Origin of the sequence: Shimia haliotis (assembly GCF_900114415.1) — a bacterium.
In the GTDB taxonomy this organism is placed as follows: Bacteria; Pseudomonadota; Alphaproteobacteria; order Rhodobacterales; family Rhodobacteraceae; genus Shimia; species Shimia haliotis.
Map to the genome: position 1 here is coordinate 20542 of NZ_FOSZ01000008.1, position 17627 is coordinate 38168.

Annotated in this window: 23 protein-coding genes and 1 riboswitch; of the genes, 5 read left to right on the top strand and 18 right to left on the bottom strand. The window is 57.2% G+C overall.

Translation table 11 applies throughout. The annotated features are described in order from the left end of the window. Nucleotides 1-97 precede the first annotated feature (97 nt). Genes phnE through BM069_RS16320 form a run of 4 tightly spaced genes read right to left on the bottom strand, consistent with a single transcriptional unit; the run spans nucleotide 98 to nucleotide 4321 of the window. Nucleotides 98-841: a phosphonate ABC transporter, permease protein PhnE gene (gene phnE, locus BM069_RS16305; RefSeq protein ID WP_046212119.1), complete on the bottom strand. Its 744-nt coding sequence runs from the start codon at nucleotides 839-841 to the stop codon at nucleotides 98-100. Beyond that, complete coding sequence (locus BM069_RS16310; protein WP_035253388.1) at nucleotides 841-1611, bottom strand: phosphonate ABC transporter ATP-binding protein; 771 nt, start codon at nucleotides 1609-1611, stop codon at nucleotides 841-843. The genes phnE and BM069_RS16310 overlap by 1 nt, the downstream gene beginning before the upstream one ends. Next, nucleotides 1608-2468, bottom strand: a complete 861-nt coding sequence (locus BM069_RS16315) for a phosphate/phosphite/phosphonate ABC transporter substrate-binding protein (RefSeq protein WP_035253390.1) — start codon at nucleotides 2466-2468, stop codon at nucleotides 1608-1610. The genes BM069_RS16310 and BM069_RS16315 overlap by 4 nt, the downstream gene beginning before the upstream one ends. Continuing rightward, nucleotides 2468-4321: a cytochrome c peroxidase gene (locus tag BM069_RS16320; RefSeq protein WP_035253393.1), complete on the bottom strand. Its 1854-nt coding sequence runs from the start codon at nucleotides 4319-4321 to the stop codon at nucleotides 2468-2470. The genes BM069_RS16315 and BM069_RS16320 overlap by 1 nt, the downstream gene beginning before the upstream one ends. A gap of 137 nt (nucleotides 4322-4458) precedes the next feature. On the opposite strand from BM069_RS16320, the gene mntR reads away from it, so the two are divergent. Then, nucleotides 4459-4908, top strand: coding sequence for a manganese-binding transcriptional regulator MntR (gene mntR, locus BM069_RS16325; RefSeq protein ID WP_035253395.1), 450 nt, complete (start codon nucleotides 4459-4461; stop codon nucleotides 4906-4908). 138 nt (nucleotides 4909-5046) lie between these two features. Here the strand turns inward: mntR and BM069_RS16330 are convergent, their stop codons facing one another. The 12 genes from BM069_RS16330 to BM069_RS16385 form a co-directional block, all read right to left on the bottom strand. Next, nucleotides 5047-5550, bottom strand: coding sequence for a hypothetical protein (locus BM069_RS16330; RefSeq protein WP_035253397.1), 504 nt, complete (start codon nucleotides 5548-5550; stop codon nucleotides 5047-5049). A 68-nt stretch (nucleotides 5551-5618) separates the two neighbouring features. Further along, nucleotides 5619-6317 (bottom strand): CbtA family protein, encoded by a 699-nt coding sequence (locus BM069_RS16335; protein ID WP_035253423.1) that lies wholly within the window; start codon nucleotides 6315-6317, stop codon nucleotides 5619-5621. Between the two features lie 4 nt (nucleotides 6318-6321). Then, nucleotides 6322-6492, bottom strand: a complete 171-nt coding sequence (locus tag BM069_RS16340; RefSeq protein WP_074964317.1) for a CbtB domain-containing protein — start codon at nucleotides 6490-6492, stop codon at nucleotides 6322-6324. 34 nt (nucleotides 6493-6526) lie between these two features. Beyond that, a riboswitch (cobalamin riboswitch) is annotated at nucleotides 6527-6740 on the bottom strand. 144 nt (nucleotides 6741-6884) lie between these two features. Next, entirely contained in the window at nucleotides 6885-7220 is a 336-nt protein-coding gene (locus BM069_RS16345) for a DUF1636 family protein (RefSeq protein WP_035253399.1), read from the bottom strand. Nucleotides 7221-7485: 265 nt separating this feature from the next. Then, nucleotides 7486-7968, bottom strand: a complete 483-nt coding sequence (gene lspA, locus BM069_RS16350; protein ID WP_035253400.1) for a signal peptidase II — start codon at nucleotides 7966-7968, stop codon at nucleotides 7486-7488. A 99-nt stretch (nucleotides 7969-8067) separates the two neighbouring features. Then, nucleotides 8068-8523: a DUF411 domain-containing protein gene (locus tag BM069_RS16355; RefSeq protein WP_035253402.1), complete on the bottom strand. Its 456-nt coding sequence runs from the start codon at nucleotides 8521-8523 to the stop codon at nucleotides 8068-8070. A 3-nt stretch (nucleotides 8524-8526) separates the two neighbouring features. After that, the gene (locus BM069_RS16360) at nucleotides 8527-9681 is read right to left on the bottom strand and encodes a M23 family metallopeptidase (RefSeq protein ID WP_425288689.1); all 1155 of its coding nucleotides are present in this window, start codon (nucleotides 9679-9681) and stop codon (nucleotides 8527-8529) included. Nucleotides 9682-9889: 208 nt separating this feature from the next. After that, complete coding sequence (locus BM069_RS16365) at nucleotides 9890-10522, bottom strand: SCO family protein (RefSeq protein ID WP_035253406.1); 633 nt, start codon at nucleotides 10520-10522, stop codon at nucleotides 9890-9892. Next, nucleotides 10522-10962 (bottom strand): copper chaperone PCu(A)C, encoded by a 441-nt coding sequence (locus BM069_RS16370; RefSeq protein WP_035253414.1) that lies wholly within the window; start codon nucleotides 10960-10962, stop codon nucleotides 10522-10524. Before BM069_RS16370 ends, BM069_RS16365 begins: the two co-directional genes overlap by 1 nt. A 46-nt stretch (nucleotides 10963-11008) precedes the next feature. Beyond that, a complete protein-coding gene (locus BM069_RS16375) occupies nucleotides 11009-11668 on the bottom strand; it encodes a DsbA family protein (protein WP_035253415.1) in 660 nt (219 codons plus the stop codon). After that, the gene (locus BM069_RS16380; protein ID WP_035253416.1) at nucleotides 11665-12087 is read right to left on the bottom strand and encodes a disulfide bond formation protein B; all 423 of its coding nucleotides are present in this window, start codon (nucleotides 12085-12087) and stop codon (nucleotides 11665-11667) included. Before BM069_RS16380 ends, BM069_RS16375 begins: the two co-directional genes overlap by 4 nt. A 5-nt stretch (nucleotides 12088-12092) precedes the next feature. Then, nucleotides 12093-12656, bottom strand: a complete 564-nt coding sequence (locus tag BM069_RS16385) for an SCO family protein (RefSeq protein WP_046212147.1) — start codon at nucleotides 12654-12656, stop codon at nucleotides 12093-12095. A 206-nt stretch (nucleotides 12657-12862) separates the two neighbouring features. Here BM069_RS16385 and BM069_RS16390 point away from each other — a divergent pair, with 206 nt between their 5' ends. From BM069_RS16390 to BM069_RS16400, 3 genes are all read left to right on the top strand, one after another. Beyond that, entirely contained in the window at nucleotides 12863-13291 is a 429-nt protein-coding gene (locus BM069_RS16390; RefSeq protein ID WP_035253418.1) for a MerR family transcriptional regulator, read from the top strand. A gap of 91 nt (nucleotides 13292-13382) precedes the next feature. After that, nucleotides 13383-14144: a transglutaminase-like domain-containing protein gene (locus tag BM069_RS16395; protein ID WP_035253419.1), complete on the top strand. Its 762-nt coding sequence runs from the start codon at nucleotides 13383-13385 to the stop codon at nucleotides 14142-14144. Beyond that, a complete protein-coding gene (locus tag BM069_RS16400) occupies nucleotides 14134-15072 on the top strand; it encodes a cation diffusion facilitator family transporter (protein ID WP_035253420.1) in 939 nt (312 codons plus the stop codon). Before BM069_RS16395 ends, BM069_RS16400 begins: the two co-directional genes overlap by 11 nt. 267 nt (nucleotides 15073-15339) lie before the next feature. Here the strand turns inward: BM069_RS16400 and BM069_RS16405 are convergent, their stop codons facing one another. Both BM069_RS16405 and BM069_RS16410 read right to left on the bottom strand, forming a co-directional pair. Continuing rightward, nucleotides 15340-15900 (bottom strand): ester cyclase, encoded by a 561-nt coding sequence (locus BM069_RS16405; RefSeq protein ID WP_050687619.1) that lies wholly within the window; start codon nucleotides 15898-15900, stop codon nucleotides 15340-15342. A gap of 127 nt (nucleotides 15901-16027) precedes the next feature. After that, nucleotides 16028-16924, bottom strand: a complete 897-nt coding sequence (locus BM069_RS16410; RefSeq protein ID WP_050687543.1) for a LysR family transcriptional regulator — start codon at nucleotides 16922-16924, stop codon at nucleotides 16028-16030. A gap of 127 nt (nucleotides 16925-17051) precedes the next feature. On the opposite strand from BM069_RS16410, the gene BM069_RS16415 reads away from it, so the two are divergent. After that, nucleotides 17052-17627 (top strand): NADPH-dependent F420 reductase, encoded by a 576-nt coding sequence (locus tag BM069_RS16415; protein ID WP_050687541.1) that lies wholly within the window; start codon nucleotides 17052-17054, stop codon nucleotides 17625-17627.

Below are 17627 nucleotides of genomic sequence, written 5' to 3' on the forward strand. Positions count from 1 at the left end.
GGCGAACGATGAATGGTAGGGAAAGCTCTTCGAATGGCACTACGAAACTGAAAACGCTGCGAAATCTGAATTTTCCGACCTTCCTTGATCAAAATCGTCACGAAAACCGCTTTTGTAAAACCGAATTTAGACCTTCGAACAGCAGCACAAGAGCGATGATGGCAAGCGTGACAGTTGCAGCTTTGTCGTATTGGAACGAACGCACGTAAGTCTGAACGTACAGACCGATGCCCCCGGCGCCAACGATACCTAAGATCAAGCTTTCGCGGAGGTTCAGTTCAAAGCGGAAGACAGTGTCGCGGAGCACAACTGGTGCCATCTGTGGCCAGATCGCCCACCGCAATAATTGCGCTCGGCTGGCACCTGCGCTTTCCAATGCAGCAAGTGGTGCGGCACCGACATTGTCGATTGCTTCAGCATAGAATTTGGCCAGCATGCCGGTGGCATGAAAAGTGATTGCAAGAATACCGGGCAGTGGGCCCAGCCCGACTGCCCCCACCATCAGCATCGCCACCAAGATCAGCGGAATCGACCGGATCACTGCCAGCAGCGCACGTACCGGGCGCCAGATGGCTGCGGGTACAAGGGTCTCAGACGCAAGTACAGCCAGCCCCGCCGACAGGACGACCGCAAACAGCGTCCCAAGAATGGCGATTCTCAGTGTCTCGGTTAGGCCTGTAAGGACTTCCGGCCAGACAGAAAGGTCCGGTGGTATCATCCGGCCTAGAAATTCTGCTAGCCTCGGACCCGCTCCGGGCAGTTTTTCCAAGCCGATGTCAGCGTTTCCTGCAGCCCACAGCACAGCAAGCCCGAGTACCATCCAAACCAAGATCCGGCTCATCAGCTCACCACCCGCAATCCGTCACCAGGTACTGTTCCATGGTACAAATCGCTGATGTCATCGTTGCCGACCATCGCGGAGGGCTTGTCAAACAGCACCGCGCCCGCGCGCAATCCAACGATACGGTCGGCAAAGCGCCGCGAAAGCTCTGGCTGATGCGAACTGAAGACTACAGCGATGCCGCGATTTCGCGCTGTGTTGGTGATCAGTTCCAGAATGCGTTCGGCGTGGGCTGGATCGAGGTTGCTGACCGGTTCATCCGCCAGTATCAACTCAGGCTCCTGCGCCAGGCAGCGGGCGATGGCCACTCGCTGGCGCTGACCACCTGAAAGCTGATCTGCACGGCGCTGTGCCAACTCCGTTAGGCCGGTGTCCTCCAGCGCGATGGTCGTCTTGAGGTGATCCTGCGCACCGTATCGCCCCCAAAGCGACGGCCAGAGGCGCATTCGCCCCAGCCGCCCGTTCATCGCATTCTGGTAAACGCTCTGCCGGTCAACCAGGGCGAACTCCTGAAAGATGAAGCCAGTCTCTAGCCGGGTTTTTCGTTCTGGTGCCCGATCATTTGGAAGCCGGTTGCCCAGTACCTCAGCCCGACCGCGCCATCCCCGGACCCGCCCATCCAGCAAGGCCAGCAGGGTCGACTTGCCGGCGCCCGAAGGCCCCAGCAAGGCCACACATTCCCCCGGTGCCACCTGCAGCGACACATCCTGCAGGGCCTCAGCGTCGTCAAAGCAATGCGACACAGCATGGAGGGCAAGCGCTTGGGTCATTTTAGATAGCCGTAACGGCGTGCCATCTGCCTGACCCCGTCATAGACCTTGGGATCTGCTGCCACATAGCCGTCTGGGCCGTAGAGATAGGCCAGCAAATACTGGTTCTCAGCCTGGTTCAGGCGCAGCATGGCATCCACGAAGCGGGCCTGCAAGGCCGCATCTAGACCAGGCCGGGCAATGATGGCATGGCTGGGGATCTGCGCGCTTTCGCCCAGCACCCTGACCTCGGCCTGCTGCTCAGGCGTCAGATAAAGATCGGCATACTGGCTGGCACCCGCAGCATCCACTAACCCGTTGGCCATAGCCTGCATTGCCTGCTGATAACCACCGGCAAAGAACTTCTGGCCAAAGAACCGGTCCGCATCGCCTGCATCCGCAACGAGTCCTTCGCGCACAAACAGGTCGAGCGGATAGAGATAGCCGGACTCCGACACCGGATCGGCAAAGGCAATGTCACGGCCCTGCAGGTCGGCCAGCGTCTCGATGCCGCTGTCCTTGCGCACAAACACCCGGCCCGAATAGCTCGGCTGGCCGCGGTAAACCTCGGACAGAAGTGGCACCGCCCCGATCTGGTCTTCTGCCAGCACAAAGGGCAAGGCACCCATGAAGGAGATATCGGCATCACCATTGCGCAATGCCTCAACTGCCGCAGCATGATCAAAGGTAACAAAGCCGGTGACTGGAACCTCCAACTGCTGGGACAGCCAGGCAGTGATCGCCTCGATATCCCCCAACAGCTTCTCTGGGTTTTCTTGCGGAATGAAGGCGAGTTTCAGTGCCTCTTCCGCAGAGGCAGTTGCTGGCACTGTTAGGGCGGCAGCGACAGTGGTCAAAAAGGTACGGCGCGACAGCATCAGAACATCCTCTCATCAATCTCGGCTTGCATGGTTTTGAAAGCGTCCCACTGGAGGCTCGCCTCAGCCCAGTCGCCAGCGGCGCTGGCATCGCCAACTGCCTGAAGAATTGCGGCAAATCGGTAGATTTCTGGCTTAGCGTTTTGATTGATCATAACGCTCGCATCTGCCGCCAGATCCGGTGCAACAGTATCAATCAATACGGCGATGTTCTCCGCATCCCGCATCGGGATCAGTGTGTCCAGCGTCGAAGCAAAAGTGGTAAGCTCTTCCCACGACAGGCGGAACACGCTGTCTCGGCCTTCAAAGCGCTGGTAGGGCTCCTCACCATCTCCTACCGCGCGCAGATAGGCAGTTAAATCGGCGCGCTGTTCCGCATCCAAGCCCAGATCCTTGGTATCGTTGAACCAGTCTACAACCCCCGCTAGGGTCGCCAGCGATCCGTCATGCATGTAGGGCGCGGTGAAGTTGACATTGCGCAATGTGGGCGTTTCGAATGGGGTTGCGGTGCCGCCCGGGAACGGCGGCTCGGCCGAGCCAATGTCATAGGTCTGCCCATCTCGGAAAAACCGGTCCGGGGTGTGGCAGGAGGCGCAGGACCTGTCGCCAAGCCCGGCAAATTCGGTATTGAACAGTACCTCACCGCGTTTCGCAGCCTCAGAGGCCTTGTCAGTCAGCCGCCCGGCCTCGTCTATCTGTGGGTTGGGCAGAAAGTCAAAGGCGCGCAAGTAGGCGACCATCGCATCGAGTTGGAACGGCGTTGGCTCCGCTCCGGCAAACTCGGTCACGATCACATTGCGTACAAAACTGCGCAGGCTCGGCTCGCGCCCATCACGCCCGTAAGGCGCTGTAAAGCGGATGCCTCGCATTGACGGCGTATCCAGGTGATCGTCTTCCCGGTCATTGAACATCGGATTGAAGAAGGAGCTGTCCACATCCATCCCGCCAGCATGGCTAGAGAGGCCGGGGATAAAGAAATCCCGGTTCACATCGGACCGGTTGTGGCAAGTTGAACAGGCAATGCCCAGGTCACGTGCTGGGGAACCAAAGATTTCAGGGCTGTCGAACAGCATGTCGCCATAGGCCACAAGCGGCAGGTTGGCCTCATCCTCGCCAGCCTCTTCAAACTGGAGCACCAGCCGGGGTAGCTCGCGCTGATCAGCAATATTGGAGCCCGGTGGGAGTGTGGCGGGCAACACTACCGGCGTACCGGAGCGCACTGCGCTCTCCGGTGCCGGGGTCAGCTTGCCACGTTCGACAAAAACGGAGGGCAGATAGTTTGTCTCAATGTACTCCACGATAACTTTTTGCGCCTCAGCAAATCGCGCCACATTCGGGTCTTGAGCGCCATTGTTCAAAATACCGGTGCTACCCAGAGAAGAATTCAGAACCAGCCAGGCGCGACCTAGGTCGTGTGCGGCCTGCTTGTCCGCCGCCAGGATGCCGTCCTCGAACGCGCGGTACAAGGCCGCAGACTGCGCAACCTCAAATGCGGCTTCAGGCTGGCCAAGTGTCGCCTCGGCTGCCTCTAGGTGCTGCAGAATACCTTTGGCCAATGCCGTTGTAATGGCAGCAAACAGGGCCTGTCGGTCTTCCGCAGCCAGCGCTGCACGAATGTTCTGGGCGTCGCTATCCGATACCCGTGACAGTGCCTCCACCGCAACTGCGCTGCCGGGTGCCGGAGCAGTCCAATTGTTTTCAATCTTCTCCCAGGGAACGGGTGTCAAGTTCGCCATGAATAGGCTCAGCCGGTAGGCTGCGGCCCGAGGTGCCCAAGGGGCTTCTTCAATGGCAGTGGCCCCCACACTAAGCGGAAGCAGGCCAATCAAGGCAGATGCAATCAGGTGTTTCATGGTTCAGTCTATAATTATTAGCCTTGGCTAAGTTTTGTAGAAAAGTCTATGTCATTGTCAAGGCCCGCGTCGCTGGTGCATACACAATAAGGCGCGGCAAGCAGGGTTCCGCACCAGCAATAGACACCGAGAGCAGAATGACCGATCAGAAACCACAACTATTCGGACGTAAACCTGACGACCAGGTGAGCGGTTTCGAGGCAGCCCGCGCCGCCCGACAAAGCGAAGTTGTGGAGGATTATGTCGAGCTGATCGCGGAGCTGATTCACCAGAACGGTTCAGCGAGGCCCGTGGAGATTGCCGAGCGGCTCGGCGTGACCCAGCCCACTGTGTCCAAGAACCTGACCCGGCTTAAACGCGAGGGCTTCATTGTGCAGGAACCTTACCGATCAATACGCCTAACGGATGCTGGGCGGCGATTGGCCGAGGCTTGTCGAAAGCGGCACCGAATTGTTGTGGAGTTCCTTATCGCCCTGGGTATTTCCAAAGACGTGGCCGAGCACGATGCTGAAGGTATCGAGCATCATGTAAGCGAAGAGACGCTTCGCGTATTCAAGGATTTTTCACAGAGTAAAATGAGCCGATAGCGAGTTGGTTCATGCTATTGCCATTTGCCATAATGATGCGCTCAGGGGAGGATTGCATTCGATCCTGACATGCAAACCATGGCAATGCAGGGGCGCAAGGCCCCTGCGACCGAAGTTCAGTCAAGATCTGAGTTTTGCTCAGGAGCCGTCATCGTCTGCTTGAACGATTAGTTTGGCCTCGACGGGCAAGCCCCCAACCATTAGCGGGCTGTGGCTGTTGCCATTGAGGGAAACTTTTATCTCAACGTCGCCATCCGGCAGTGATGGGAGGTGTATCCAGTTGGCATAAAGGCGCCCCAGCTTTTCGCCGTTGATATAGACATGCGCGTGACCTTCACCAAGTATTTCCTCAGTAGAGGCATTCTCAGGAGAAAATCGGAAGTTTTGCGGTGTCACGTGCAAGTTCCAACCTGCCATCGGATCTTTAATCATCTTGATCGCCACGCTGGGGGCATTGCTGTCGGCCGGTAAGTTAGTGACAGCAGAGTGGTCATGGGCTGCCATCTCCGCATTGCTACCATGTTGAGACGGGTCAGCATGGTCGTGGCTGTCAAAGGTGCTGCCGCTGCCGGCCGCGATCACAAAGCCGACGCCGCCGCCAAAAATCAGCCCGATGGCGAAGAGAGCGAGTGAACGGGACATTTTGTCCTCCTCAATAAATGAAAGCTCCCGCCGGCGGTGACCGGCGGGAAAGCAATAGAGGAAAGGAATCAGGCGGCGGCGTTCGCGCGTTTGCCTTCAGCCTGCCAGAAGTATCCGGCAAAGCTTCCCAGCAACACCCAAGCGGCCATGCCGATGCCAAAGGCTCGGGCGGCAAATAGCGCGCCGATCTCGGTCGGAACCGGGCCAGCGAAGGTGTCGGGTTCAGGCGCACCGACGACGTGAGGCGCTATCAGCAGTCCAGCGGCGATCAGATAGCTCACCAAGTTGCCTCCAAAGGCGATCAACCACATGGCGACGCCAGCTGTGGCAACAGTAGCAGTCCACCATACTTGGCGCACACCGACATCTGCTGCGGCTACGCCTGGCACTTCAGGCGCCAGCGACAAGCCAGGCGCAAAGTGGAAGGCAACAAAGCCAGCCAAGCCCCAAAGCAAACCGGTGCGACCGTTAATCTCACGACCCTGTTGTTCGGCAATCGACATAAGCGCCACAAGGGCCAATGCATAGCCAGTATACGTCAGCATCGTGAAGATGATGCTTAGGCCGTCGCGCACCGGCTCGGCGAACATGCCGGGCAACTCGGGATGCGCAGTCACAGGATCAGCGCCAAAATGCACCAAATCGCCACCCTCATAAAGTTCGGCGTGGAGAAGTACAGGCTGCACGAAATAAAGCTGCAGCAAGGCGGCAATCAGCCCCGCTGCAGCACCAGCGAACAACGCGCTGGTCAGAATACGACTGAACATGGTCTTAGTGGCAGGGAAAGCCAGTTGCGTGGCGCACATCGTGAGCAGCGTCATGCAGGCCAGAAGCTTGAGCATGGCCGGTCACAGTAACAACACCCAAACCCAGAATAAGGGCGAACACTGCGGGCAGAATGGTTGATCCTACAGCGGATGCTTTGATAGCGTTTGTCGTCATTTTAGTCCTCCTTGCCGTCACACCCGACGGCGCAAGTTACGTTCAATATACGGCCGGTCTCCTGACTCGCGGGTCGATGCCGTCTTCCCCCTTCCCAGCACTCTCGCACCAGTGGAAATGGAAGGTAGCTCGCCGCTCACAGTCGCGGGGGCGGTTGAGGTTTCGGTGCCGCGATTTGGTCCACCGTCCTCATTCCCGTTTCAGCTCTAATGCATTTGCACCTTTGAGCACCGTAATGACTGTTTCTGTCCGATTAGGCGGTAGCAGGTCAAGTACGAAACCGGCATGCCTAAGTTCCGCAGCGCCAAATTGATTTGAAATCTGCTGCTGTCAACACTGTACTGAATGCAATAATTCACCGCAGGAGCTACTAATATCGTGGTGCGGGTGGTTTACTGCACATCTGCGGGAATGCGAGCAATAGCCTTGAAACGCAGCTTTCCAAGTGGCCTTGCATCCGCGAAGTTACCGTCTGGGCTTTCCTGATACATCCGGATGAATGTCAGGATGTCCGGCAGGTCTTGAGCAGTTATCTCACCGAAAAGATAAGCAGTCTTGTCGTTCTGTCGGACTGCAAGCGTTTGTGGTCGCATGCAGCCGGACATGCAATCGACGTGCTGCAATTTTGCCTTCACATTCGCTGCCTTTAGCGTTGATACCACTTGATCATACAGGGTTGGATCCGCGTCACGGCAGGTTCGGCATAAAGTAAGCGTTGGTAGGTGCATGCGCCGAGCAAGTCCTTTTTTGAGCAACCTTCTTTATGATTCAATATCTGCGGGTGGTTACTGGTTCGATTTCGAAACTTGGTTTTGTCGCGGTGCCTTTAGAAAAGTCAATACTTGAGCGATCGGCAAGCTCGCCGGAGTAGGCACCTACAATGCCAACATAGATTATTCAGACTTGTGGCACGAGAAATTTTTCTTGTCCGGCAAATCGAGGAAACAGTTGCTCAGGCAAAAAATCCGCCGAATGAAACTTGGGGCAATGTCTTCAATGATCGCCCTCGAAGTGCCTCTGGATCACTGGTACCACCAGCAGTAATCCGGCACCTCCGACAATGAATACGTCTGCCATGTTGAAAGTCGGCCAGTGTGCAGATCCAATGAAAAAATCAAGGAAGTCTGTTACGGCTCCATAATGGATGCGATCAACGACATTGCCGAGCGCGCCACCTATGATCGCCCCATACGCAATCGCTTCTATACTGCTCTCTGTGCGAAGCATCATGATCAGGAGCCAGGCACAAATGATAAGCGCAAGAAGCAAGAGGCCCCACCAGGGGGCGCCACCCAAAAGCCCGAAGGTTACGCCATCATTGCGATGGAACGTGAGATTAAGCCCGGGAAAGACAGCGATCCCGTCTTTTAGGGTATCGGCGCTCGCGACAACCCAGGCTTTTGTTACCTGATCAGTGGCGACGGCGCCGACGACAGCTAGTATGCCGAGTACTTGTGTTTTGTTGACTGTCAACATGTTGCAACGTAACTACTTTGGATACCATTGGCCGGTCTGCGCTGAAGCGGCTGAATAGGTTAGCTAGATTGGGGAAAGGACTTCCATAATTCGGCTCGGTTACCCTGCTGGGTAGCTCGAAAATATTTCGGTCGAGCCGTCTTTCTGGATCAAGAAGACGTCGTAGGCATCGCGTTCGTCTTCCGGCCCCATCCCTGGCGAACCATAGGGCATTCCGGGGACTGCGAGACCGACCGCATCGGGGCGTTCGTTCAGAAGGCGGCGGATGTCGGCTGCAGGCACATGTCCCTCGATCACGTAACCGTCCACGAGCCCAGTGTGACAGGAGACCATGCGCTGCGGCACTCCGTTGTCGAGTTTGAAGCGCACGAGAAGGCCGCCGAACATGTCCTGGCCTATTGGTGCGAAGCCGTTCTCCTCAAGATGATTCATCCAGGACAGACAGCAACCGCATCCATTGGTCTTGCGGACGTCTATTGGGGTTGCCTCCGCGAGGGCCTGCGCCGCCGGTAACAGGGCGAGTGTGATGGCAAGAGCTTGGATCATGCGTCTCATGGGTCAGAGCCTTTCGGTTGTCGTTTCGGCAATGTCGCTGCCGAGGTTTTCATTCAGAAGCGCCCGCGCCTCGACCAGACGCAAAAGCGCGGCTGTATCATCCGCTTCGCTCTCAGCCGCTTCGGCAAGTCTGTCGTCAGAGAGGGGGTCAGTAGGGCGTCCATCCACGAGGACTTCGTAGTGCAGGTTCGGGCCCGTCGCCGTGCCAGTCGCGCCGACGCGACCGATCACATCTCCCGCCGCAACGCGTTGGCCTTGTGCCAGGCCCTCGGGCACAGCGCTGAGATGCGCATAGCGTGTCATTGTGTCTGAGCCGTGGGCGATTTCGACCACGCGACCATAGCCGCCCCGCCAGCCGATGAAGCTGATCCGTCCCGGTGCTGTCGCTTGAACCGGCGTTCCGCTTGCCGTCGCGAAATCGACACCTGTGTGCATCCGGACATTGCCGTAGACCGGGTGCGTACGGCGGCCAAATACCGAGCTTAATCGCGCCCCTTCGACAGGCTGTGCAAAAACGCGGAGAACCGTGCCATTGACGTAAATCGTTGCCCGATCGCTACCGCTTACCGGCCAGACAACTTCATAAAGTGCGCCGCCGATCTCCAGCGATGCAAAGGTAAGTTCCGGCTGACCAATTCTGTCTTCGCCAACACGGGCCTCGCGCCACAGTAGCCGAAGCGTTTCTTCGCCGGTCACCTCACGACGGAAGTCGACGATTCCACCCAGCATCTGTGCCAAATCGACAGCGAAGCGGGCAGGCATCTCGGCTTCTTCCAGCGCGGCAAAAAGCGAGCTGTCGATCACCGCTTCGCCCGCCGATGTTATGAAGTCGGGAGCCGGGGTCACGACCTGCGTGGCCAACTCTTCGCCAAAGATCGCCTCGATCCGCACACCGTCCTCGACGGAGAGCGCGACGCTGCGCGGGCTGCCGTCCATCGTCGAGACAACGGTGACCGAATGCCCAGGCCTAAGTCGCCTCAGATCATATTCCGCGCCGAGGGCCAGAGCGACCTCGGCACGGTCAGTCGCTGAGAGACCTGCTTCTTCAAGAACGGTGTCGAGCGTCTCGCCGGTTGCGATATCGCGTGACCAGTTGGAGAGCGGAGGTTCTATCGTCGGTAAGAGAGTATCGGCGCTCGCAACCTCCAGACGTGGCATGGACTGGAGTGGTATTGCGGGCTCCACACGTGTTTGTGCGACCTGCGGTGTTTCCGTTTCAATAGAAGTGGGAAGCGGGAGTTGAGGTGGCGACCAAGTGGTTGCAGCTGCCAGACCGGGAGGGATCGGATCCTTCGACCAGATGCCCGATATTGCCAACCCGCCCACCGACAGCACCGATACGAATGCGAAACCTGCCGCGATTGTTCTAATTCTCATGTTGCCCCCCAGTTTCTCTATTGAGCGCACGCCGGATTTTCGGCACTGCGAATTCCCTCGGCTCGTGATAGTCGATCATGGTGCTGAACCGGCCTTTCGCGTCGAAAAGGAAAACGCTGGCAGTGTGGTTCATGGTGTAGTCGCCACCTTCGGTCGGCACCCGCCCATAGCGTGCGCGGAAGCCCTGTGCTGCGCGCGCAATTTCCTCTTCCGGGCCAGTCCACCCGCGGATCGACGGATGGAAATAGCCGACATACTCGGCCATTGCCTCGACAGTATCCCGCTCTGGATCGACGGTGATGAACACCACGTTCATTCCCTCCGCCTCTTCGCCCAGGTCATCAAGCCAGCCGGAAATATCCGACAGAGTCGTCGGACAAACGTCCGGGCAATAGGTGAAGCCGAAGAAGACCATTGACGGGCTGCCGATAAGGTTTTCGGGTCCAACCTCGTTACCTTCGTGATCTGTCAGGCGGAATTCCATTTCAGATAGGGCAACCGGGCGCAACCCCGCTTGTTCGGGCGCGCCGGGGCCATCGACCTGCCACCACCCAACAACAAGTGTCAGGATGATCGCCGCGATGCCAGCGAAGGCATACTTGAGGATCGACCGTCGGGTCATTAGCTCTCGGGACCGCGCGCTGCAATACCTAGAATTGGAACCTCGACCACGATCTCACCACCGTCCGAGAAGTCGAGCGTCAAGGAAAAGCTTTCGCCCTTGGCCATCGGTCGCTGCAAGCGCATCAGCATGGCGTGAAGGCCACCCGGTTCCAGAGACACAGATTCACCCGGCGCAATCTCGATCTCGCCTGCAGGTGCCATTGAGCTAACACCATCGGCATTTGTGGATGTCTGGTGAATATCAGGCATCATCGCCAAATCCGTGCGGAGGCCAGTAAGTATCACAGCCTCGTCGCCTGTATTGCGGATTGTCATATACGCGACACCCGGACGGTTTACGCCGATTGACGCGCGCGCCCAGGCATCTTCGACGACAACGTCTTCCGAACCAGCTTCTACCGGGGTCGCTGTGCTTGATGCGAACATGCTTGCGGCCATCAGGCCATAGAGTACTGTCTTCACTTTGCGGTTCCCTTTTTGACCACTAGCTGCCAACTGCAGCTACTTCGGCGTCAACCTGTTGTCTCAATTCGTCCATTCCAAACGGATCTAGCGGCTTGCCATTGATGTAGAACGTTGGGGTCTGGCGAACGCCCATTGTTTCTACGTCCGCTTTGTCCTGATTGACGATTGCCACGATATCGGGTGATTTCATCTGCTCTATCGCAAGTTCGAGATCGAGCCCGGCTCCGGCCGCGATCTTTCCCAGCTTTTGTTGATCAAACGCCCCATGCGCCGCCCACGCGTCTTGATAAGCCATTAGAGCATTTAGCACCTGTTCGAACTTGCCCTGCATCCGGGCCGCTTCTAGCAACTTGACGGCTATATCCGAAATCGGTCCGTGAAACGGGGTGTATCGTATGACAACACGCACGGCTTCGGGATTTTTGTCCAAAATATCTTTTACGACGGGGTGAAATGCGCGACAGGCCTCGCAGGCTGGATCGAGGAACTCAACGATGGTCACGGGGGCTTCAGCGGGCCCCAAAACAGGCGAATATGGTCGCATCAAAGCGTCCGCCAACTCTGGCGCGACAACCGCACGTTCAGATGACGGTTTTGGTTGGTTTACATACCACGCGGCCCCACCAAAACCGGCAGCACCCATTGCGAGAACGGAAATAATCAACCCGCGTCGGTTCATGATTTTTTCTCCTTGAGAGATAGGACTGAAAGCGCACCAATAAGCGCAAATGTAACAACGGCCATCAGCGGAATGGGGATGCCTAACACCAACTGGTTGTCGTCAGTGCAAGAGGGCCCCGTCGCAGTACAAGGTTGGACGCGTTCAGGTATGATCCCGACATATAACCCCATATGCCAAGCAGCCACTGCTGCGCCACCAAGTGCGAGTACGACACCGTACCGACCAACACGCGGATCTTGCCACCATAGTCCCAGCCCAAGAATTATCGCCAGTGGAAACATGAAGGCGCGCTGGAACCAGCAAAGAACACAAGGTGTCTGCCCCAGCACTTCGCCAATGAACAGAACAGCAAGCGAGGCGATGAGGGCGATCACCCAAGCCAGCCCGAGGGCAGTTTCTCCGTATAATCGGTTCATTTGGGTCAGAGCCTCTCTCTTAGATCGGTAAGTATCTCTTCGGCAGAGGTGCCATAAGCCCAAGAGTCGGTGAAGCGCGCCTTTGGATCGAAGAGGAATAGATGCGATGTGTGGCCCATTGTGTAGCCATTTGGTGCTGAGGCCTCCTCGATCCGCTCATAGAAGATCGGAAAGGTCTCGGACGTCTCAGCAATCTGCTCCGGCGTGCCGGTCAGCCCAATGATGCCTGCATTGAACAAGGGCACATACTCGGCCAGCGCAGCGGGTGTGTCGCGTTCAGGATCAATCGAGATGAAGATAGGCTGTATTTTCTCTGCATCTGTTCCTAGGTCTTCCATGACGGCGGCAACTTCGGCGAGCGTCGTTGGGCATACATCTGGGCAGTTGGCAAAGCCAAAAAAGACAAGCATCCACCGCCCGGCAAAGTACTCATCCGTCTGCACCAATCCACGATGATCGGTCAGTTCGAAATCGGCGTAAAACGCAGGGTTAGAGGCATTAGCGTCGGTATCGGTCGAAGGTTCGAAATACTGGAATGCCGCAAAGGCAAGAAGCGCTGTGCCTGCCAGACCCCACAATAGTCTCTGAATAACTGAAAGACGCACGTTATTTCGCCCGTTTGATTCTCGGTTTTGAGCCGGTTTACATCCTCTAGCTACTGTAGGTTCAAGTGGTTTTCTAAAGAGCGCGCCAGAGATCGCCAAAACGTGATTTCCGCGGTTGCGCCATGAGTGAGATAAATCTACATTCACTAGAGGATTAACGGGGTTTCGACATGCTCACAATTGGGACTCTTGCGAAGAGGACCGGCACCAAGGTTCAGACGATCCGCTACTATGAGCAGATTGGATTGATGCCGGAACCTGGTCGGACTGAAGGCGGGCAACGTCGCTATGGTGACGCTGAACTTGATCGCCTCGCATTCATCCGGCACAGCAGACAGTTGGGATTTCCGCTCGACGCGATCCGGGAGTTGCTTGATTTGTCCGACGCGCCGGACCGGCCCTGTCACGAAGCCGATGAGATCGCACGCCGACAATTGAAGCTCGTTGAGCAGAGAATGGAGCGCTTGAAAGCGTTGCGCGCGGAATTGAAACGCATGGTCAAGGAATGTAGTGGCGGCAACGCATCGCAATGCCGCGTCCTTGAAGTGCTAAGAGACCATTCGGAGTGTCTGACCGAGCACGATCAAATTGGGGTGTGAGTGAGCACAGAAAACTATTCGAAGTTTTTGCTTGAACCTACAGCGACTGTAGCAATTATCTCTGTACTCGAAAGATTCGAGGAGCCCCATCGTGGCACATAATGACCCTTTATTGACCGCAACCCCGATCCTGGATTTTGGGGCGGCGCCCATAGCGGAGCTCATCGCTGCAAGGGGTTGGCGTGATCTGTCCGACACCGACAAGATTGGCGCGATCTATGACTATATCCGCAACGAGATCGCCTTCGGCTACAACCGCGCCGACGACATTCCAGCGTCCGAGGTGCTGTCTGATGGCTATGGTCAGTGCAATACGAAGGGCACGCTCCTTATGGCGCTCCTTCGGGGTGTGGGCATAAAGTGCAGAATCCACGGGTTCACGATCCACAAGGGCCTTCAGCGCGGTGTTGTGCCGGAGCTGGTCTACCCGATTGCGCCGGAAGAGATCCTGCATTCGTGGATCGAGGTCGCACTGGACGGCAAGTGGATCAATCTCGAAGGCTTCATTCTCGACAGCGCGTTCCTGAAGGTTCTGCAATCGTCGTTTACCGACCGCGAGAGTCTGTGCGGTTACGGTGCTGGGACGGATTGCCTCAACGCGCCGCCTGTCGAGTGGACAGGGCAGGACACATATATCCAGGATACCGGGATCGTGCAGGATTTCGGAACGTTCGACACGCCCGACGCTTTCTATGCAGAGCATGAGCAGAAATTCGGGCGTTTGCGCGGATGGCTCTATCGGAACATCATCCGGCACTGGATGAATGCGCGTGTGCGGGCCTTCCGCGCAGGCCGTCTGAAACCCGACGCCTCAATTGCGCACCAGCATGAGGGAGAGACCCGTGCCGCATGATCACCATGGTCACAGCCATGCCCATCTGGACCCGTCCAGCGGGGATCGCCGGGTAGCAATTGCGATTTGGGCGAACGGTCTTCTGACGGTTGCGCAGATCGTCGGCGGCATCTTCGCAGGGTCTCTCGCCCTGATCGCGGATGCGCTGCATAACTTCTCGGACATGGCCGCGCTTGTCATTGCCTTTGCGGCCCGCAAGATCGCGCGGCGGCCCGCTGATGAGCGAATGACCTTCGGCTATGGCCGGATCGAGACCGTGGCGGCCTTGATCAACTACACGACGCTGATCGTGATCGGGCTCTATCTGATCTATGAAGGCGGCATGCGCCTTATCGAGCCGCCTGAGGTGAAAGGGTGGACAGTCGTCATCATCGCGGGACTGGCACTGGTGGTTGATGCCCTGACGGCGGGGTTGACCTATTCCATGCAGAAGGGCAGCCAGAACATCCGCGCCTTGTTCCTCCACAACCTCTCCGACGCTTTGGCTTCAGTCGCTGTGATTGTCGGTGGCACGCTGATCATCCTCTATGACATGCGTTGGGTTGATCCTGCGATCACGATTGGTATCGCGCTCTATATTCTGTACCTGGCCTTCGCTGAGATTGGTGGCCCGATCCGGACGCTGATGCTTGGCAGCCCGCCGGACATTGATGGAGGTGACGTGGTGGCCGTTTTGCGCCAAACAGAGGGCGTTAGCGACGTCCACCATGTGCACTTGTGGCAGATGGAAGAGAATGCTCCAGCGCTCGATGCGCATGTCGTCGTCGAAGATGTTGCATGGGGCCAGTTGGAGCAGATCAAGGCAGAGCTAAAGACGCAAATTGGCGCTGAGTTTGGGATTGATCATTCCACGCTGGAATTTGAGCGTAATGAAGCTTGTGACGTCGAGGCGCCGCTGTTTGGACATGACAAGCACCAGATCGAATAGCTTAGGTGATATGCATGATTGATATCTTTGGGGCGGCACCTAGGACGACGTGGAAGCAGACCTTGTTGCTGCTGCAGCGAAAGGGCACTTTGTCCGCTCAGCGGACCTTTGCCGCAGGCCACATCAAGGTCTGCAATGCGGGACTTAGTTAGCTTTCGCTGCACCGCTCAGGTTGAACGCTGCTTATGCCACACCAGCGACCAAGGTTGGTAAAGCGCCGCTCCAGGGTCTGGAACGGCGTCGAATTATTACCGATCTGATAGTGGTTTAGTCAATCAGACCGATTTGTTTGTAAAAGGCATGGTTGTCCCAGAACAGGTATTCTTCATCCATGACACCTTCGTCGGTCCAGTGGCCCACAGTGGCCATGGTCAGCTTATAGCTTTGGCCGGTGGGTTGGATGAACTGATCGCCACCGATCGGCATCGGTTCCGAAAACGTGCCTTCGATCACACCAACTACGCCGGTCCATTCACCCTGGCCAATGCGGACAGGGTGGGTTTCGATCCGGGTGTCCGGTGCGAAGACGAAAAACGCTTTGAGGTCTTCGATATGCACGTCGAGACCTTCGGTCACGCGGCCATCGGGCCAATGCACTTTGATGTCTTCGGCGTGGCTTTCATGCAGCCGGTCCCATTGCTGGTTCGAAAACACTTCGAAATCGAGCATGTCGAAGGTTTCCAGGTTCTTGGCAATGCGCGCGTCTTCGGCCTGACGCTGGGCCAGTTCGGCCAGGGCGGCAGTGGTGACATCGTTATCCTGCGCAGCAGAAACCGTACCAAATGTGGCGGCCATAACGGCGGCGGTGATAAGGGTTGCGGTTTTCATTTCAGCTTTCCTTTGCTCTGTGTTCTGCATCATCTGTGATGCGATAAACGGAACATAGGTCCGCCAAATTCAGCCGAAAATGTTGAAGTTGCAGTATCACTTGGAACAAAATGTTCGCAATTTGCGATTATAAAACATCCGAGGTTTTTATGTCTTCCACGGCAAAGTCGATCAGCGCTCGGATCTTCCGGGGCAGCGCCCGACCCTCCAAGTAGACCGCATTCACGGTGGTCGTGTCACCGGAATAGTTCTGCATCAGCTCGACAAGCTTGCCAGCGGACAGCCCGTCGCAGATTGCGAAGCGCGGGGCATAGGCGATGCCAAGCCCATTGGTCGCCAGTTCTGCTGCGGCGCGGGCGGAATTGACATGAAAGCGGCCTTGTACCTGTACCTCCAGATCCTCTTCCCCCCTGTGAAAGACCCAGCGGCGCGGCGCGCGGCGGTTGGTGTCAACGATGCAGGCATGATGCGCCAGATCCGCTGGATGGTCTGGCTGCCCCTGCGCGGTAAGATAGGTGGGGCTGGCCACAAGGCGAGAGCGCAAGGTGCCCAATTTGCGTTCCTTAAGCGAGAGCATCTCGGATCGGCCGATGCGGAAAGCCAGGTCGATCCCGTCGCGCGCGAGATCCACATAGGCGTCGCTGAGACGCAGGTCGAAACTCAGGCCGGGATTTGCATCGGCAAAGCGGCGCAGCATCCCAACGACATAAAGCTCGCCAAAGGTAACTGGCGCCGAGACGCGGATCACACCGGTAAAACCGCGTGACCCTTCAGAGACCTCGGCCAGCAGGTCATCGAGATCGTCCAGCAAAGCCGGCGCGCGGGCCAGAAGATCCTCACCTGCCGGTGTCAGGCCAACCTTGCGCGTTGTGCGCTGGAACAGCCGCACGCCAAGCCGTGCCTCAAGCTCGGCCACATATTTCGAAGTCAGCCGGTTCGACACGCCAAGCTGATCAGCCGCCGCGGTGAACGACCCTGTCTGTGCGGTGGCCACGAAGGCCTTGAGTTCATCGGTGAGGTCCATGGGAAATTATTGCGAACACTTTGTGGATAGTCATTCAATAGCTTCGCCATTTTGTTGAATGTTTGCAAGCCGTAAATAGGGGTCAGAACACAGGCCGCGACAACGCGGCGAATAAAGGAGTAAAGACATGAAAATCGCAGTTATTGGAAATGGGAATGTCGGGTCAGGCCTGACCGCTGTACTGGCCAAGGCGGGTCACGATGTCGCCGCCTATGGCAAAGAAGACGACCTGGCAAGCGCCGTCGCAGCGGCCGACACCGTGATCCTCGCCACGCCCTATGGCGCGGCCAAGGATGTGGCCGGACAGGCGGATTTCACCGGCAAGCTGGTGATCGATGTATCGAACCCGGTGACAGACGATTTCTCGGGCCTGCAGGTCGCAGGAAACAGCTCGGCTGCAGAAGAGATCGCGGCAATGTTGCCCGGTGCCTCGGTCGCGAAGGCGTTCAACACCATCTTCGCCCAGCATTATGGCACCGGTCTGACCATCGGCGACCAGCCCTTGCAAACCTTTGTGGCCGCCGATGACAACGCCGCACGCGACAAGGTGAAAGCCCTCGCAAGTGAGATCGGCCTTGTCCCGGTGGATGCAGGACCGCTGAAAAACGCCCGCTACCTTGAGCCGCTTGGCTTCATGAACATTCAGTTTGGCTATGTGCTGGGCCAGGGCGCAGAAATCGCCCCTCAATGGCAAGCCGCGTAA

What these genes read in the sequence shown, in the direction of transcription:
- phnE (WP_046212119.1), bottom strand. Translation starts at nt 841, where the DNA reads ATGAGCCGGATCTTGGTTTGGATGGTACTCGGGCTTGCTGTGCTGTGG.
- BM069_RS16310 (WP_035253388.1), bottom strand. Translation starts at nt 1,611, where the DNA reads ATGACCCAAGCGCTTGCCCTCCATGCTGTGTCGCATTGCTTTGACGAC.
- BM069_RS16315 (WP_035253390.1), bottom strand. Translation starts at nt 2,468, where the DNA reads ATGCTGTCGCGCCGTACCTTTTTGACCACTGTCGCTGCCGCCCTAACA.
- BM069_RS16320 (WP_035253393.1), bottom strand. Translation starts at nt 4,321, where the DNA reads ATGAAACACCTGATTGCATCTGCCTTGATTGGCCTGCTTCCGCTTAGT.
- mntR (WP_035253395.1), top strand. Translation starts at nt 4,459, where the DNA reads ATGACCGATCAGAAACCACAACTATTCGGACGTAAACCTGACGACCAG.
- BM069_RS16330 (WP_035253397.1), bottom strand. Translation starts at nt 5,550, where the DNA reads ATGTCCCGTTCACTCGCTCTCTTCGCCATCGGGCTGATTTTTGGCGGC.
- BM069_RS16335 (WP_035253423.1), bottom strand. Translation starts at nt 6,317, where the DNA reads ATGTTCAGTCGTATTCTGACCAGCGCGTTGTTCGCTGGTGCTGCAGCG.
- BM069_RS16340 (WP_074964317.1), bottom strand. Translation starts at nt 6,492, where the DNA reads ATGACGACAAACGCTATCAAAGCATCCGCTGTAGGATCAACCATTCTG.
- BM069_RS16345 (WP_035253399.1), bottom strand. Translation starts at nt 7,220, where the DNA reads ATGCACCTACCAACGCTTACTTTATGCCGAACCTGCCGTGACGCGGAT.
- lspA (WP_035253400.1), bottom strand. Translation starts at nt 7,968, where the DNA reads ATGTTGACAGTCAACAAAACACAAGTACTCGGCATACTAGCTGTCGTC.
- BM069_RS16355 (WP_035253402.1), bottom strand. Translation starts at nt 8,523, where the DNA reads ATGAGACGCATGATCCAAGCTCTTGCCATCACACTCGCCCTGTTACCG.
- BM069_RS16360 (WP_425288689.1), bottom strand. Translation starts at nt 9,681, where the DNA reads ATGCCACGTCTGGAGGTTGCGAGCGCCGATACTCTCTTACCGACGATA.
- BM069_RS16365 (WP_035253406.1), bottom strand. Translation starts at nt 10,522, where the DNA reads ATGACCCGACGGTCGATCCTCAAGTATGCCTTCGCTGGCATCGCGGCG.
- BM069_RS16370 (WP_035253414.1), bottom strand. Translation starts at nt 10,962, where the DNA reads ATGGCCGCAAGCATGTTCGCATCAAGCACAGCGACCCCGGTAGAAGCT.
- BM069_RS16375 (WP_035253415.1), bottom strand. Translation starts at nt 11,668, where the DNA reads ATGAACCGACGCGGGTTGATTATTTCCGTTCTCGCAATGGGTGCTGCC.
- BM069_RS16380 (WP_035253416.1), bottom strand. Translation starts at nt 12,087, where the DNA reads ATGAACCGATTATACGGAGAAACTGCCCTCGGGCTGGCTTGGGTGATC.
- BM069_RS16390 (WP_035253418.1), top strand. Translation starts at nt 12,863, where the DNA reads ATGCTCACAATTGGGACTCTTGCGAAGAGGACCGGCACCAAGGTTCAG.
- BM069_RS16405 (WP_050687619.1), bottom strand. Translation starts at nt 15,900, where the DNA reads ATGAAAACCGCAACCCTTATCACCGCCGCCGTTATGGCCGCCACATTT.
- BM069_RS16410 (WP_050687543.1), bottom strand. Translation starts at nt 16,924, where the DNA reads ATGGACCTCACCGATGAACTCAAGGCCTTCGTGGCCACCGCACAGACA.
- BM069_RS16415 (WP_050687541.1), top strand. Translation starts at nt 17,052, where the DNA reads ATGAAAATCGCAGTTATTGGAAATGGGAATGTCGGGTCAGGCCTGACC.